Source organism: Pseudarthrobacter sp. KH_020_B, assembly GCF_057840185.1.
Genome location: NZ_CM174506.1, coordinates 500806 through 514164, shown reverse-complemented (window position 1 = coordinate 514164; position 13359 = coordinate 500806). Strand labels below are relative to the sequence as shown.

At 65.9% G+C, this 13359-nt stretch carries 13 protein-coding genes and 2 pseudogenes; 5 read left to right on the top strand and 10 right to left on the bottom strand.

Annotated features, from left to right (window positions below; all coding sequences use genetic code 11):
- Window positions 1-96: 96 nt before the first annotated feature.
- The 3 genes from hutH to AC3IT0_RS02495 form a co-directional block, all read right to left on the bottom strand.
- Window positions 97-1701: a histidine ammonia-lyase gene (hutH, locus tag AC3IT0_RS02505; protein WP_489322247.1), complete on the bottom strand. Its 1605-nt coding sequence runs from the start codon at window positions 1699-1701 to the stop codon at window positions 97-99.
- A 149-nt stretch (window positions 1702-1850) separates the two neighbouring features.
- Window positions 1851-3548 (bottom strand): urocanate hydratase, encoded by a 1698-nt coding sequence (gene hutU / locus AC3IT0_RS02500; RefSeq protein ID WP_489322246.1) that lies wholly within the window; start codon window positions 3546-3548, stop codon window positions 1851-1853.
- 165 nt (window positions 3549-3713) lie between these two features.
- Entirely contained in the window at window positions 3714-4553 is an 840-nt protein-coding gene (locus AC3IT0_RS02495; RefSeq protein WP_489322245.1) for an IclR family transcriptional regulator, read from the bottom strand.
- A gap of 132 nt (window positions 4554-4685) precedes the next feature.
- On the opposite strand from AC3IT0_RS02495, the pseudogene AC3IT0_RS02490 reads away from it, so the two are divergent.
- Window positions 4686-4889 (top strand): annotated as a pseudogene (locus tag AC3IT0_RS02490) (mycothiol transferase); the annotation flags it as partial.
- Window positions 4890-5046: 157 nt separating this feature from the next.
- Window positions 5047-5259 carry a helix-hairpin-helix domain-containing protein gene (locus AC3IT0_RS02485; RefSeq protein WP_489322244.1) on the top strand — a complete coding sequence of 71 codons (213 nt, stop codon included), beginning with the start codon at window positions 5047-5049 and terminating at the stop codon, window positions 5257-5259.
- Between the two features lie 14 nt (window positions 5260-5273).
- Here the strand turns inward: AC3IT0_RS02485 and AC3IT0_RS02480 are convergent.
- From AC3IT0_RS02480 to AC3IT0_RS02460, 5 genes and pseudogenes are all read right to left on the bottom strand, one after another.
- A pseudogene (locus AC3IT0_RS02480) lies at window positions 5274-6757 on the bottom strand (HNH endonuclease signature motif containing protein).
- Between the two features lie 59 nt (window positions 6758-6816).
- A complete protein-coding gene (locus AC3IT0_RS02475; RefSeq protein WP_489322243.1) occupies window positions 6817-7104 on the bottom strand; it encodes a hypothetical protein in 288 nt (95 codons plus the stop codon).
- 88 nt (window positions 7105-7192) lie between these two features.
- Window positions 7193-8164, bottom strand: a complete 972-nt coding sequence (locus AC3IT0_RS02470) for an NAD(P)-dependent alcohol dehydrogenase (RefSeq protein ID WP_489322242.1) — start codon at window positions 8162-8164, stop codon at window positions 7193-7195.
- Window positions 8161-8394 carry a helix-turn-helix transcriptional regulator gene (locus tag AC3IT0_RS02465; RefSeq protein WP_104062950.1) on the bottom strand — a complete coding sequence of 78 codons (234 nt, stop codon included), beginning with the start codon at window positions 8392-8394 and terminating at the stop codon, window positions 8161-8163. The genes AC3IT0_RS02470 and AC3IT0_RS02465 overlap by 4 nt, the downstream gene beginning before the upstream one ends.
- Window positions 8388-8816 (bottom strand): hypothetical protein, encoded by a 429-nt coding sequence (locus tag AC3IT0_RS02460; protein WP_489322241.1) that lies wholly within the window; start codon window positions 8814-8816, stop codon window positions 8388-8390. The genes AC3IT0_RS02465 and AC3IT0_RS02460 overlap by 7 nt, the downstream gene beginning before the upstream one ends.
- Window positions 8817-9040: 224 nt before the next feature.
- Here AC3IT0_RS02460 and AC3IT0_RS02455 point away from each other — a divergent pair, with 224 nt between their 5' ends.
- Window positions 9041-10534: an amino acid permease gene (locus tag AC3IT0_RS02455; RefSeq protein WP_489322240.1), complete on the top strand. Its 1494-nt coding sequence runs from the start codon at window positions 9041-9043 to the stop codon at window positions 10532-10534.
- A gap of 129 nt (window positions 10535-10663) precedes the next feature.
- Here AC3IT0_RS02455 and AC3IT0_RS02450 read toward each other — a convergent pair whose 3' ends face one another.
- Entirely contained in the window at window positions 10664-11527 is an 864-nt protein-coding gene (locus AC3IT0_RS02450; RefSeq protein WP_489322239.1) for an SDR family oxidoreductase, read from the bottom strand.
- Window positions 11528-11650: 123 nt separating this feature from the next.
- Between AC3IT0_RS02450 and AC3IT0_RS02445 the strand changes: the two genes are divergently transcribed.
- Both AC3IT0_RS02445 and AC3IT0_RS02440 read left to right on the top strand, forming a co-directional pair.
- Entirely contained in the window at window positions 11651-12070 is a 420-nt protein-coding gene (locus AC3IT0_RS02445) for a winged helix-turn-helix transcriptional regulator (RefSeq protein ID WP_489322238.1), read from the top strand.
- 166 nt (window positions 12071-12236) lie between these two features.
- Complete coding sequence (locus AC3IT0_RS02440; protein ID WP_489322237.1) at window positions 12237-12500, top strand: hypothetical protein; 264 nt, start codon at window positions 12237-12239, stop codon at window positions 12498-12500.
- 84 nt (window positions 12501-12584) lie between these two features.
- Here AC3IT0_RS02440 and AC3IT0_RS02435 read toward each other — a convergent pair whose 3' ends face one another.
- Window positions 12585-13334: a 3-hydroxybutyrate dehydrogenase gene (locus AC3IT0_RS02435; protein WP_489322236.1), complete on the bottom strand. Its 750-nt coding sequence runs from the start codon at window positions 13332-13334 to the stop codon at window positions 12585-12587.
- Window positions 13335-13359 lie beyond the last annotated feature (25 nt).

Here is a 13359-nt window from a genome sequence, read left to right as displayed (position 1 = left end):
TTCAGTTCTACTACACTTCCCGGCGCCCAAATGTTCGTGTCGCACCATATTTCGACATTGGACGAATATGGCGGCAGCACCGAAGGATATTCTCGCTCAGGCAAGAATTCCGACGGCGGATTCGGCCGCCGCGCGGACCTTGCCGGAGGCAACCAGAAGGTCAGCCGCCTCCAGTTCCGGGGACAGGAACCTGTCCGCTCCCGGGCCCTCGACGACGGACCGCAGCACCCCGATCACGGCGGTGCCTGCAGGGCCTGGGGTGAGCTCGCCGTCGGACAGCTGCGTCCGCATGTCGATGGCGCGGGCGCTCGTCACCAGTTCGATGGCCAGGACACGGCGAAGGTTCTCCACGGCCTTGCGCAGTTTCCGGGCCGCGTGCCAGCCCATGGACACGTGGTCCTCCTGCATGGCGGAGCTCGGGATGGAATCCACCGACGCCGGCACGGCCAGGCGCTTGTTGTCCGAGACCAGCCCTGCCTGTGTGTACTGGGCGATCATCAGGCCCGAGTCCACGCCCGGATCCGCGGCCAGGAACGCCGGCAGCCCGTGCGAACGCGCCGGGTCAAGCATCCGGTCCGTCCGGCGCTCGGCGATGGAGCTGAGATCCGCGACGGCGATGGCCAGGAAGTCGAGGACGTAGGCCACCGGTGCGCCGTGGAAGTTGCCGTTGGAGGACACCCGGCCGTCCGGCAGAACCACCGGGTTGTCGATGGCCGCGGCGAGCTCGCGGGACGCCACGAGGGCGGCATAGTCCACTGTGTCCCGCGCGGCCCCGGCCACCTGGGGGGCGCAGCGCAGCGAGTAGGCGTCCTGGACCTTGGAATCCCCCACCCGGTGCGAGGCCACGATCGGGGAGTTCGACAGCACGCGCAGCATGTTGTCCGCACTGGCAGCCTGGCCGGGGTGCGGACGCAGGGCCGCATGCAGCTCGGGCAGGAACACCTGATCGGTGCCCAGCAGGGCCTCGACGCTGAGCGCGGCGGTGATGTCCGCCGTCGTCAGCAGTTGACGAAAGTCCGCGATGGCCATCAGGAGCATGCCCAGCATGCCCTCGGTGCCGTTGACCAGCGCCAGGCCTTCCTTCTCGGCGAGGGTGACCGGTTCGATGCCGTGCGCGGCGAGCAGCTCGGCGACAGGCGCCTCACCCCGCCCGCCGTACGTCACGCCGTCGGGCCCTTCCGCCTGGCCCTCGCCCATCAGCACCAGGGCGCAGTGGGACAGCGGGGCGAGGTCGCCGGAGCAGCCGAGGGAGCCGAACTCGCGGACCACCGGTGTAATGCCGGCGTTGAGCACGTCCACCGTGGTCTGCAGGACGACGGGACGGATGCCGGTGCGGCCGGACGCGAGGGTCTTGGCGCGCAGGAACATGATGCCGCGGACCACCTCGCGTTCCACGGCCGGGCCCATGCCGGCGGCGTGGCTGCGGATCAGTGACTTCTGCAGCTGGGTGCGCAGGTCGCTGGGGATATGCCGGTTGGCCAGCGCGCCAAAACCCGTGGAGATGCCGTAGGCGGGGGTCTCGCTGTGTGCCAGTTCGTCGATGTGCGCGCGGACTTTGGCCACAGTGTCCAGCGCTTCCTGGGCGATGGTCACCTGGGCGTTGTGACGGGCGACGGCGACGACGTCCTCAGGCGTGACGCCGCTGGAGCCGAGGGTGACGGTGAGCGGTGAGTGGGTTGGTGCATTAGCGGTGATGGTCATGATTCCTACTTCTCTGGGGCCACGCGAGCAGGGTTCCCTGGCCGAGCTTGCGAGGTTAGGGGGCTCGTGGGGATCGATTGCTCCGTAAGTGCCCTTTTGGAGGCTCAAAACGGCGGTTACGGAGCAATCGATGTGGGGTTGGGCGTGGGTTAGCGGGTCTCGTTCATGGGGATGCGGACGCCGCGTTCTTTGGCGACGTCGAGGGCGCGGTCGTAGCCGGCGTCGGCGTGGCGGATGACGCCCATGCCGGGGTCGTTGGTGAGGAGGCGTTCGAGCTTCTGTGCGGCGAGGTCGGTGCCGTCGGCGACGGAGACCTGGCCCGCGTGGATGGAGCGGCCGATGCCGACGCCGCCGCCGTGGTGGAGGGATACCCAGGTGGCGCCGGAGGCGGTGTTGAGCAGCGCGTTGAGCAGCGGCCAGTCGGCGATCGCGTCCGAGCCGTCGGCCATGGCCTCGGTCTCGCGGTACGGGGAGGCGACCGAGCCGGAGTCCAGGTGGTCGCGGCCGATCACGATGGGCGCTTTGACCTTGCCTTCCTTGACCAGCTGGTTGAACAGCAGGCCGGCCTTGGCGCGTTCGCCGTAGCCCAGCCAGCAGATCCGGGCCGGCAGGCCTTCGAATTCGACCCGTTCCTGCGCGGCGTCGATCCAGCGGTGCAGGTGCTTGTTCTCGGGGAAGAGTTCCTTGATGGCCTCATCGGTGACGCGGATGTCCTCCGGGTCGCCGGAGAGCGCAACCCAGCGGAACGGTCCGAGGCCCTCGCAGAACAGCGGCCGGATGTAGGCCGGGACGAAGCCGGGGAATTCGAAGGCGCGGGTGTAGCCGCCCTTGCGGGCCTCGTCGCGGATCGAGTTGCCGTAGTCGAACACCTCGGCGCCGGCGTCCTGGAACTCCACCATCGCCTGGACGTGCCTGGCCATCGAGGCCTGGGCCTTCTTGGTGAAGCCTTCCGGGTCCGCGGCGGCCTCTGCGTGCCATTCCTCGACCGTGATGCCTTCGGGAAGGTAGCTCAGCGGATCGTGGGCGGAGGTCTGGTCCGTGACGATATCCACCGTCAGCTCCCCGGCCTTGTGGCGGCGCAGGATCTCGGGGAACACCTCGGCGGCGTTGCCGACGTAGCCCACGGACCAGCCGCGGCGCTCTTCCTTGGCTTTGAGTACTTTGGCGATGGCGGTGTCGAGGTCGGTTTCGACCTCGTCGAGGTAGCGTTTGCCGGCGCGGCGGCGCAGGCGGGTCTCGTCGACGTCAACGATCAGGCAGGCGCCGTCGTTCAGGGTGACGGCCAGCGGCTGGGCCCCGCCCATGCCGCCGCAGCCGCCGGTGAGGGTCAGGGTGCCGGCGAGGGTGCCGTTCTCGTCCCCGGTGAGCTTGCGGGCGATCGCCGCGAAAGTCTCGAACGTGCCCTGCAGGATGCCCTGCGTGCCGATGTAGATCCACGATCCGGCGGTCATCTGGCCGTACATCATCAGGCCCTCCGCCTCGAGCCGGCGGAATTCGGGCCAGTTGGCCCAGTCCCCCACAAGGTTGGAGTTCGCCAGCAGCACCCGCGGCGCCCACTCGTTCGTACGGAACACGCCCACCGGCTTGCCGGACTGGACCAGGAGGGTCTCGTCCTTTTCCATGGTCTCGAGGGTGCGGGTGATGGCGTCGAACGCGGCCCAGGACCGGACGGCACGGCCGGTGCCGCCGTAGACCACCAGGTCATCGGGGCGTTCAGCCACCTCGGGGTCCAGGTTGTTCATCAGCATGCGCAGCGGGGCTTCGGTCTGCCAGCTCTTGGCGGTGAGCTCGGTGCCGCGGGCTGCTTTGACCGGGCGGGCACCGGTGGTGAAATCGGCGGGTGCCATGGGGGGGCTCCTTTGTGTTCTGGGCGAGTACGAGGTTCGCGTGGTTGGGAAGTGGTTCTATATCAACTAAAGCCGTTCAGCGCCGGGCCGGACAGGGCTTTCGGAGGGGTAGTGTCCGGGATTCCAGACCGCTGCAGGTTCCTGTCGGACCGATGGCGGGCAGCACTACTTGGCAGGGCGTCCGTGGATGCGAATAGACAGTTCGTCCGCCACCTTCTGGACCCGCGCGGCGAGCGCCGGCCATTGGTCCGCCGGCAATTTGTCCTCAAGGAACGTAACGGCGACTGCCGCCGTCGGCCATCCCACGTGATCCGTGACAGCGGCGGCGATCGAGCCGAAGCCGGGCGTCACCTCGCCATGTTCGGTGGCGTAGCCGCGCTGCCTCACCTGGTCCAAATGAGAGGACAGCGCGGAGTACTTCATGATGGCGCCCGCCACCTCATGCCGGGCGGTGAACGCATCGGCATTCGGGTAGAGCGCGCGGACCTGCGACTTCGGCAATGCCGCGAGAATGGCGCGGCCGCTGGCGGTGAGGTGGCTGGGGAGCCGGACGCCGACGTCGGTCACCAGGGACGGGCGGTTCTTGGCCCGTTCCTCCACGATGTACAGCACGTCGCGGCCATGAAGCACCGCCAGGTGCGCGCTCTCGCCGATCACGTCCACCAGCGATGCGAGCAGCGGCCTGCCCAGGCGGGACAGGGGTTCCTGCCGCGAATACGCCGAGCTCAGCTCAAAGGCACTGATTCCCAGTCCGTACCGCTGCTCCTCGTGCAGATGGAGGACAAAACCGTTCGCCTCCATCACACCGAGCAAGTGGTAGACGCTGGACCGCGGCAGCCCCAGGGACGTGGCAATGCTCGACGCCGCCATCGGCCCCCGCTTCGAGGCCAGCAGTTTGAGGATACGAAGGGTGTTCTCGGCAGCGGGGACTTTGGACGTCGCCTTTGGTTCACGGCTGGCCTCAGGCCTGGCTTCCGCATTCGACACCACTGTGCCCTCCGTCATTTCTCGCGGGGCTTCCGGCCATGTCCGGGATCCCGTACTTAACCTTGCGCCCCTGGCCCGCTCCGATTGAGCCGTTCACATGCGGTCAGTGTCCGGGATACCAGACTATTCCTCGGCTGTGAATGACCGGGGATCTGTTCCCGAAGAAAAGCGGGCCGTTCGGTAGAGTGCCCGCTATGGACGAAAAAGACACCCTGCATTCACTACCTCCGCGTCCGACGCGACAACCTGCTCGGCAAGCTGGACGGCCTGACTGAGTACGACGCCCGCCGGCCACTCACACCCACCTGCACCAATCTGCTGGGCCTGGTCAAGCATGTGGCAAGTACGGAACTCGGCTACTTCGGCGAGGTCTTTGGCCGCCCAGCGGCCGGCACCTCCCATGGTTCGACGAGGACGCCAGCCAGCGACCAGGGGACCCCAACCTCACTCCGCGGAGCCCTGAAGAGTGGGCCGCGCACCGGGCCGCCATCGAGACTGCGGCGAGGCAGGCATGAGCACCCGCGACGTTCCTGCGCAGATCGGGGATCTGCCCCCGATCGGGCGGCCGGCAAACGGCGCCCTCCTCCATGCGGGCATCACTTCCTTGACGGACGTGGCCTCGCTTGGACGCAGGGAACTGCTTGCCATGCACGGCATTGGCCCGAAGGCCTTGCGGATTCTCGAAGCGGCCGCCCGCGAGCGCGGGCTCACCTTCGCGCCCTGAAGTCGGGTTCCTGCCTAGGTGACTGAGTGCATCCCGGAGCTCAGAAATAGCGCCCAGTCCGGGTAGGACTCCTCATCCAGCGAATCGTCGGGCGGGACGCCTCCATCTACAACGGCGCCTGCGTAGAACGCCGGGTCTTTCAGTTCCGGCCAGGTTGGTGGTTCCCAGTCGGGGTGTTCGCTGGCGTACTGCCGTCCGGTGGGTGATGTCCAGCCTGGAGGGTCATTCTTGGTGGCCGGAGTGGGGGTCCATCCGGTGGTGTGTCTCAGCCTGTGGTGACGTGGGCACGGAGAACCGAGGTTCGAGATCCCGGTGGTGCCGCCGTGGGCCCAGGCGAGGAGGTGGTCCGCTTAGTTGTCCAACGATTGGTTGCTGCATCCGGGGAAGGGGCACTTCCCGTCCCGTAACCGGAGCCATTGGCGTGGGGCTTTGGTGACCCGGTAGCTGGTCCGCCCGATCTCCAGCGGAGCGCCATCGCGGGGGTCGATCAGGACGCGGTGAAAGGATTCGGCGCCGTCGGCGACAAGCGCACTGGCCATGGACGGCGGGATCGGGCCGTATCCGTCGAGCATGGCGGGTTCCTCGGTCAGGCCCATCAGCGCGAACACCGGCACGGTCACGAGGACTTGGGCCTTCGGTGACGGGATCAGATCGGCCTCCCCTCCCAGAAGCCAGGCCGCGGCCACGTCCGCCCGCAGCTGGGTGAGGGTCCGGGATTCCTCGGGGCCCTGCAGGGCCCGCGCGGCGGTGGTGGTCCGGTTCCAGATCCCGGCGGCGGTGTCGGCGGGGAGGTAGGTGGAGAGCCAGGCCATACCGTCCCGGTCCGGGCATACTCCACCCGCCGGTCCTGAACCCCGCGGGCATGGCGTTTTTCGATGCTGACCGGATGGTGGCGTTCCCGCCAGGTGCGGGCCTTGTGCCGGAACCTCCCGGGCGCGAGCCCACCGCCCAGGCCACCACGCGCAGCGTTGGGGGCGTCGGGGTCCAGGAAATGCGCCTCCAATGCCTGCTTGCCGGCAGGGTCCAGGTTCACCGTTTCGTCGACCACGATCCTCGCGTGCTGCCACGAAATCGTCCCCGCCTGCAACGCCGACAACGTCAACGGCAAGGCCGTCGTCAGGACGTGCGATTCGCCGAGCAGGGCACCCGCAGCGCGTTCGCTGACCGTCATGGCGCAGGCGACCTCGGCCTGGATGCCCATGTCCTGGGCGGTCTGGTCCTCCGGGGATGTGATGGGTGCGGCGATGGCTTGGGCCGCCTCATCGAAACCCTTCACGGCATGGACCTTCACGGCAGCCATCATGGCTTCCATCCCGGCAGTTCCGGACAGAACGGTCAGGCACGCCTCAGCCTGCCAACGCAGCAGGTCCGAGCCCGTAGCCGGGCCCGTTGCGGAAAGGGCATCAGCCGGACAATCGGCCGACGGCGCAGCCGCCAATGAGCCTGGCGCCAGGTCCTCAGCCGGATTTACGACTGCCCCACGGAGCACACCGGCCATCTGCAAGGCAGAAGCCGCGATGGCCTCCAGAACCTCTGCAACTGCCGTGTTGTCCATAGTCACATCTTCCTGCGAGGCACTGACAATAACAGGGCAGAAGATGGCATCTCTGGGTATCCTGCGGCAATCCTGGTCTTCAAAGCAGCGAGCTCAGCTTTCACCCGAGCGATGTCGGCGAGAATGGCCAGGAACACGCCCTGACGGGCCACCGCATCAACGTATTGCCCATAGGGTGACGGCTGGTCAGGCGCGGCCGCGACGATTTTCCTCGCGACAACGTAAGCCGTCGAGCGGATTGTCTCCAAGGCTTTTCGATTTTCGGCTTCCCAGGCTTCTCGGCTTTCCATACCTCCAGCTTTCCGCGGGGGTCCTGCAAAAGCACCGTGCCCTCTTGCCTATGTGGATAACATGACTCACTCAGACCCTGACAATCACTCAGACCTTGACGACCACCTTGCCACGCACGCGCCCCTCGTGCATGTATTCGACGGCGGCTGGCGCCTCGGCGAGCGCGTAGATCTTGTCCACGGCGGGCTTCACACTGCCAGCTTCAATAAGCATCGTCAGCGCCTCGAGATCGCGATAGTTCTCGGTTGAAACAAGTCCCTTGAATTTCTGGCCGGAGAAGAGCGACGCCAGCGGCGCAGCCATCGAACGCTCAAATCCGCCGGTAATTTTCCCACCGCCTTCGCCCCCGACAATCACCAGCGTCCCCCGCGGGGTCAGCACGCGCCGCAGGATTGAGAGCGGCCGGTTGCCGGCGGTATCCAGGATGACGTCGTAACGCATTCCGGCGCCGGAAAAATCGTCCCGGGTGTAGTCGATGACGTGATCAGCGCCGAGCGACCTGACCAGCTCCATTTTTCCTGTGCTGCAGACGCCTGTGACCTCTGCCCCGAATGCCTTCGCCACTTGCACCGCAAAGGAACCGACTCCCCCGCCAGCACCGATGACCAGCACCTTCTGGCCGGTGGTGACCTGTCCGGCATCGCGGACGGCCTGCAACGCGGTAACACCCGAAATGGGTGCCACCGCAGCTTCCTCGAACGTGAGGTTCGCGGGCTTCGCGGCGACCCTGCCCTCCTTGGCGCAGACGTACTCGGCGAAGGACCCCTCACACGTGCCGAACACTTCATCGCCGGGCTGGAAGCGCGTAACACCAGCCCCCACTGCTTCCACGACGCCGGCAACCTCCCGTCCGCGGACCGGCACCTTGGGCTTCTTCAGGCCGAACCCAAAGAGCCGGATCAGGTACGGCCGCCCGGTCATGAGGTGCCACACGCCCTGGTCGACGCCGGCCGCACGGACCCGGATCAACACCTCCCCATTGCCGGGTACTGGCCGCGGAATGTCCCGCAGCTGGAGCACGTCGGAATTCCCGAAAACGTCCTGCACGATAGCTTTCATGATGCGTCTCCTTCGTATTGCGGGTACTGGAACACGTCCTCGAGCGGCACACTGAGGACATGGGCGATCTGGAACGCCATCTCCAGGGACGGCGAGTACCGTCCCTGCTCAATGGCGATGACTGTCTGGCGCGTGACGCCCACACGGTCGGCGAGTTCGGCCTGCGTCATCTCGCCGCGTTCGAACCGCAGGCGGCGGATGGAATTTGTCACCCGCGTTGGCTTTACCACGGCTGGAACCCCCGGCGGTAGGCAACGATCTTGGCCACGGACCCCAGGATCGCGGACAGTACAAACGTCAGGTAGATGACGTTTGCAATCCAGAAGTGGTCCACCTCGGCCATGGCCATGAGCAGCGTGGTGACACCCCCGATGACCACAAATGACTGCCCGATGTACTCGCCGAAACGGTAGATTTCCCTGTCGCGCTGGTCCTTCTTCCCGGCCTCCTTGGGCGAAAGGATGCCCAAGAGTATGTGCAGGGCGATGGACGCAGCAATGGAAGCCCCGATGGTCCACAGCAGTGGAGCCACGTACGAAACCTCGGCAACGGGCATGGTGCCGGCCAGGCCCAGGACGATGGCCAGATACACGCCATATGAGCCCGCGGCCACCACCCCCATGATCCAGGCACTCTTCTCTTCGAAGGACATTTCGGCTCCTGCCATTCCCACCAGATGTAAAACAAAGCTGACATCTCAAAAGTAAGAAAACCAGACATGATGTCAATAGTTTTGGACTACAAGCCAAGCGCAGCCCAGATGCCAGCCCCCAGTCTGAGATCGAAGACACCAACCACCCGTGAGTCTCATCACCTCGGGCACCAAAGTGGTCTGCTGGTTGGCGATCCCCCTCCCAATGACGAGAAGGTATTTGTATGCAGCAAGCACCAAGCGCCGCCAGCCAGGACGCACGCCAAGCCGAAAAGCCCAAGCCAGGATCCGCCGTCGCGCACGTCCTGAACAGGGGACTGAACGTCCGCCATATCCGCTTTATGGCCCTGGGTTCGGCGATCGGAACCGGCCTGTTCTACGGCTCGGCCTCAGCCATCCAGAAGGCGGGCCCCGCGGTCCTGCTCGCCTACATCATCGGCGGTGCGGCGGTGTTTATGGTGATGCGGGCACTTGGCGAAATGGCCGTCCGGCACCCCGTTTCGGGCTCGTTCGGCCAGTACGCCAGCCGATACCTCGGGCCGCTCGCAGGGTTCGTGACCGGCTGGACCTACGTCTTTGAGATGGCGATTGTGGCCATCGCGGATGTCACGGCATTCAGCATCTATATGGGCTTCTGGTTTCCGCAGGTGGACCGCTGGATCTGGATCCTGGCCATCATCTGTTTCCTGGCCGCACTGAACCTGCTCAGCGTGAAGGTCTTCGGCGAGCTCGAATTCTGGTTCTCGCTGATCAAGGTGGTGGCCATCATCGCCATGATCGTTGGCGGCGCCGCCATCATCGCGTTCGGCTTCCAGGCCGGCGGCTCCACGGTAGCGCCGGGGCTTGGCAACCTCGTGGAGCACGGCGGGATGTTCCCCAACGGCTTCGAGGGGCTCCTTGCCTCGTTCGCCGTCGTAATGTTCGCGTTCGGCGGGATCGAGACGCTCGGCATCACCGCCGGCGAGGCCGCGGACCCGAAGAAGGTCATCCCCAAGGCCGTGAACACGGTGCCGGTCCGCGTCCTGCTGTTCTACGTCCTGACCCTCGGCGTGCTGATGAGCCTCTTCCCGTGGAACGAAATCGGCAGCAACGGCAGCCCGTTCGTCCAGATCTTCAGCGGCCTGGGCATCCCGGCCGCACCCCACATCCTCAACGCCGTGGTGATCACCGCCGCACTCTCCGCCATCAACAGCGACATTTTCGGCGCCGGCCGCATCCTGTTCGGGCTGTCCGGCCAAGGCCATGCGCCGGCAGTTTTCGGCAAGGTCTCGCGCCATGGCGTGCCGTGGATGACGGTAGTGATGATGGCCGGCATCCTCCTGGTGGGCGTGGTTCTGAACGCGGTCATTCCCGAGGACGTCTTTATCCTGATCGCCTCGATTGCCACGTTCGCCACCGTCTGGGTGTGGGTCATGATCCTGGCGTCCCATGTCGCGATGAAGCGGGAGATCGCGCGGAAGGGCCTGCCGGCGTCGGAATTCCCGTCCCCGTGGTGGCCCGCGGCATCCATCCTGGCCATCGCGTTTATGGCGCTGGTCATCGCCGTCCTGGGCTCCTTCGAGGACACCCGCGTGGCACTGTACGTGGGCGCGGCGTGGCTGGGGCTTTTGGTCCTCGCCTACCGGCTGTGGGTCAAAGGTAACGGACGACGCCGGGCCGAACTGGTGGACGAAACCTCACCGCTGCCGGTGGTCACCTCAGCCCGCAGCGGCCAGTAAGCCCGGCTCACCCCCCCAACGCTCTCTCACATCTGGGGCGTTTTGGCACAACGCTCCCTCACATGAGGTGAGAGAGCGTTGGCCCAAACAGTGCAGGATGTGAGAGAGCGTCGGGAAGTACGCGCTTGATTAGGCCGAAGCGAGCGCCGAACGGACCGCAGCTGGCATCGGCGTCGTGGGCCGCCCGATCAGCGTGCGGAGGTCCGAGCCGCTGACCAGGAGGTCGCCACGGGCAATGCCGAGGTCCGAGTCCGCCAGGATGTCGGCGAAGAACTCCGGCACGCCGAATCCGGCGAGGAGTCCTGCGTAGTCACTGGCCGGAAGGTCCTGATAGACCACGGGCTGGTTGGCCGCGGTGCTGATTTCCTGGGCCAGTTCGGAGAGCGTGAAGGCGTGGTCCCCGCCCAGTTCGTAGACCTTGCCGGCCTGGTCCCCGGCAACAAGAACGGCGGCGGCAGCCTCGGCGTAGTCCAGCCGGGACGCGGCGCTGACCTTGCCCTCGCCGGCGCTGCCGGCAAGCGCGCCCTGGGCCAGCGTGCCCTGCAGCTGGTCTGTGTAGTTTTCGAGGTACCAGCCGTTGCGGAGGATGGCGTACGGCAGGCCGGAATCCTTCAGGATGGCCTCGGTTGCCTGGTGCTCAGCGGCCAGCTTCATGCCGGTGGTGTCGGCGTTGGCCACACTTGTGTAGGCGAGCATCTCCACACCTTCGGCCTTAGCTGCCTCGATCACCGTGCGGTGCTGGTCCACCCGCTGGCCAACCTCGCTGCCGGAAATCAGGAGGACCTTGCTGGCGCCTTGCAGGGCCAGCGCCACCGAGGCGGGGTCCGCATAGTCCATCGGCTTGACCTGGACGCCGCGCGCGGCGTAGTCGGCCAGCTTTTCGGTGGAACGGCCGGCGGCCACGATTTCGGCGGCCGGAACGTTGCGCTGCAGGAGGGCCTCGACGACGTGGCGGCCAAGCTGTCCGGTTGCTCCGGTGATGACGATGCTCATGGGTTGGTTCCTTTCACCATTTCTTAGGGGGTCACCCTCCACAACCAGCCAGCCCGCCGATTACTTCCTGAAAGACAGTACGCACTTTGAGGTAAGGTACTCACCTTTTGGTAAGTTATGAGTATGGACGCAACTGTATGGCCCGCCAGCCTGCCGGAAGATCTCCGGGCACACCTGCCGGAAGGATTGGCCGACGGCGTGTTCCCGGCCGGATGCCCCAGCCGCACCGTCCTGGACCACATCACCAGCAAGTGGGGAGTGCTGATCCTGCTGGCACTCTCGGAAGGTGAGCAGCGCTGGAGCGAACTCCGGCGCCGCGCGGAGGGAATCAGCGAGAAAATGCTGGCGCAGACCCTCAAGACCCTGGAGCGCGACGGCCTTGTGCTGCGGAAGGCCCAGCCGGTCATCCCGCCGCGCGTTGACTACAGCCTGACAGAACGCGGCTATGAACTGTCCGGCCTGCTCGTCCCGCTGGTCACCTGGGCCTACAACAACGCTGACGACATCCTCAACGGCCAGCGTCCACCTGAAAGCGACAAGTAGAGGTCCTTCACAAAGACGAGTACATGTTACTGGTGTGACTGGTGTGAATAGCGCCTAGCGTACATGTAAGGTGCCAGCCAGGAATAGGAGGACCATCCTCTGCTGGGAGCTTTCCGGCTACCGCACCGCAGTGGGCGGCTCCACGCCGCTTCAAGGAGTGGTTCCCATGGTGAAAGCACATGTCCAGGACCTGGCCAGCATGGGGCGGCCCGTCAGACTTTCTACCCTCGTCTCCCGCGCCTGGGACCGCATCCTCGCCGCGTTCCGCCCGCGGTGCCCCTATCGCGTGGGCGATGCCGTGGTGGGCGACGATCCGTTCAACGGCCGGCACGAAGGGATCATCATGTCCCACCGCGGTCCAACCGTAGAACTCGGCGGCGCGACTGGAGTGTTCTTCTACGACCACCGCCACCTGAGGCCCCAGGACTAGCGGCCGTGGAAGTAGAGTTTTTGTCCAGATAACCCGGGTTCGAGGGCCTTTTGGGTAGGATACCTGGACAAAAACTCTTTGGAGCTAGCGCGCGGACCAGCCGCCGTCCATCGCGTAGCTGGCCCCGGTGACCATGCCGGCGTGATCGGACGCCAGCCAGGCCACCAGGGAGGCAACTTCCTCCGGTTCCACCAGGCGTTTCACGGCGGACTCAGTGAGCATCACCGTGGCCAGGACCTCGGACTCGGGGATGCCGTGCACCTTGGCCTGGTCCGCGATCTGCTTCTCGACGAGCGGCGTCCGGACATAGCCCGGGTTGATGCAGTTGGACGTGACTCCGTGCCCCCCGCCCTCAAGCGCCGTCACCTTGCTCAGCCCTTCCAATCCGTGCTTCGCGGAAACGTACGCGCTTTTGAACGGGGAGGCACGGATTCCGTGCACGGATGACACATTGATGACGCGGCCGAAGCCATTGGCATACATGTGCGGCAGCGCGGCCCGGATCAGCAGGAACGGGGCCTCGAGCATCAGCGCGATGATCCGGCGGAAGTCCGCCGGATCGAACGCTTCGATGGGGCTGATGCTCTGGATCCCGGCGTTGTTCACCAGGATGTCGCAGTCCAGGCTCAGGGTGGCAAGCGCGTCCACGTCCAGCAGGTCAACGGCCCAGGCGGTGCCGCCCACGTCATCGGCGAGGGCGGCCGCGCCGGCGGAGTCGACGTCGGCCACCACCACTTTCGCCCCGCGGGCGGCGAGTTCCCGGACACAGGCAGCGCCGATTCCGCTGGCGCCGCCGGTCACCACGGCCTTGCGGCCGTTCAGTGTGTTTTCCATTGCAGATCTGTTTCCCATCGTGTGC

What these genes read in the sequence shown, in the direction of transcription:
- hutH (WP_489322247.1), bottom strand. Translation starts at nt 1,701, where the DNA reads ATGACCATCACCGCTAATGCACCAACCCACTCACCGCTCACCGTCACC.
- AC3IT0_RS02475 (WP_489322243.1), bottom strand. Translation starts at nt 7,104, where the DNA reads ATGGAAAGCCGAGAAGCCTGGGAAGCCGAAAATCGAAAAGCCTTGGAG.
- hutU (WP_489322246.1), bottom strand. Translation starts at nt 3,548, where the DNA reads ATGGCACCCGCCGATTTCACCACCGGTGCCCGCCCGGTCAAAGCAGCC.
- AC3IT0_RS02440 (WP_489322237.1), top strand. Translation starts at nt 12,237, where the DNA reads ATGGTGAAAGCACATGTCCAGGACCTGGCCAGCATGGGGCGGCCCGTC.
- AC3IT0_RS02485 (WP_489322244.1), top strand. Translation starts at nt 5,047, where the DNA reads ATGAGCACCCGCGACGTTCCTGCGCAGATCGGGGATCTGCCCCCGATC.
- AC3IT0_RS02445 (WP_489322238.1), top strand. Translation starts at nt 11,651, where the DNA reads ATGGACGCAACTGTATGGCCCGCCAGCCTGCCGGAAGATCTCCGGGCA.
- AC3IT0_RS02460 (WP_489322241.1), bottom strand. Translation starts at nt 8,816, where the DNA reads ATGTCCTTCGAAGAGAAGAGTGCCTGGATCATGGGGGTGGTGGCCGCG.
- AC3IT0_RS02450 (WP_489322239.1), bottom strand. Translation starts at nt 11,527, where the DNA reads ATGAGCATCGTCATCACCGGAGCAACCGGACAGCTTGGCCGCCACGTC.
- AC3IT0_RS02495 (WP_489322245.1), bottom strand. Translation starts at nt 4,553, where the DNA reads ATGACGGAGGGCACAGTGGTGTCGAATGCGGAAGCCAGGCCTGAGGCC.
- AC3IT0_RS02455 (WP_489322240.1), top strand. Translation starts at nt 9,041, where the DNA reads ATGCAGCAAGCACCAAGCGCCGCCAGCCAGGACGCACGCCAAGCCGAA.
- AC3IT0_RS02435 (WP_489322236.1), bottom strand. Translation starts at nt 13,334, where the DNA reads ATGGAAAACACACTGAACGGCCGCAAGGCCGTGGTGACCGGCGGCGCC.
- AC3IT0_RS02470 (WP_489322242.1), bottom strand. Translation starts at nt 8,164, where the DNA reads ATGAAAGCTATCGTGCAGGACGTTTTCGGGAATTCCGACGTGCTCCAG.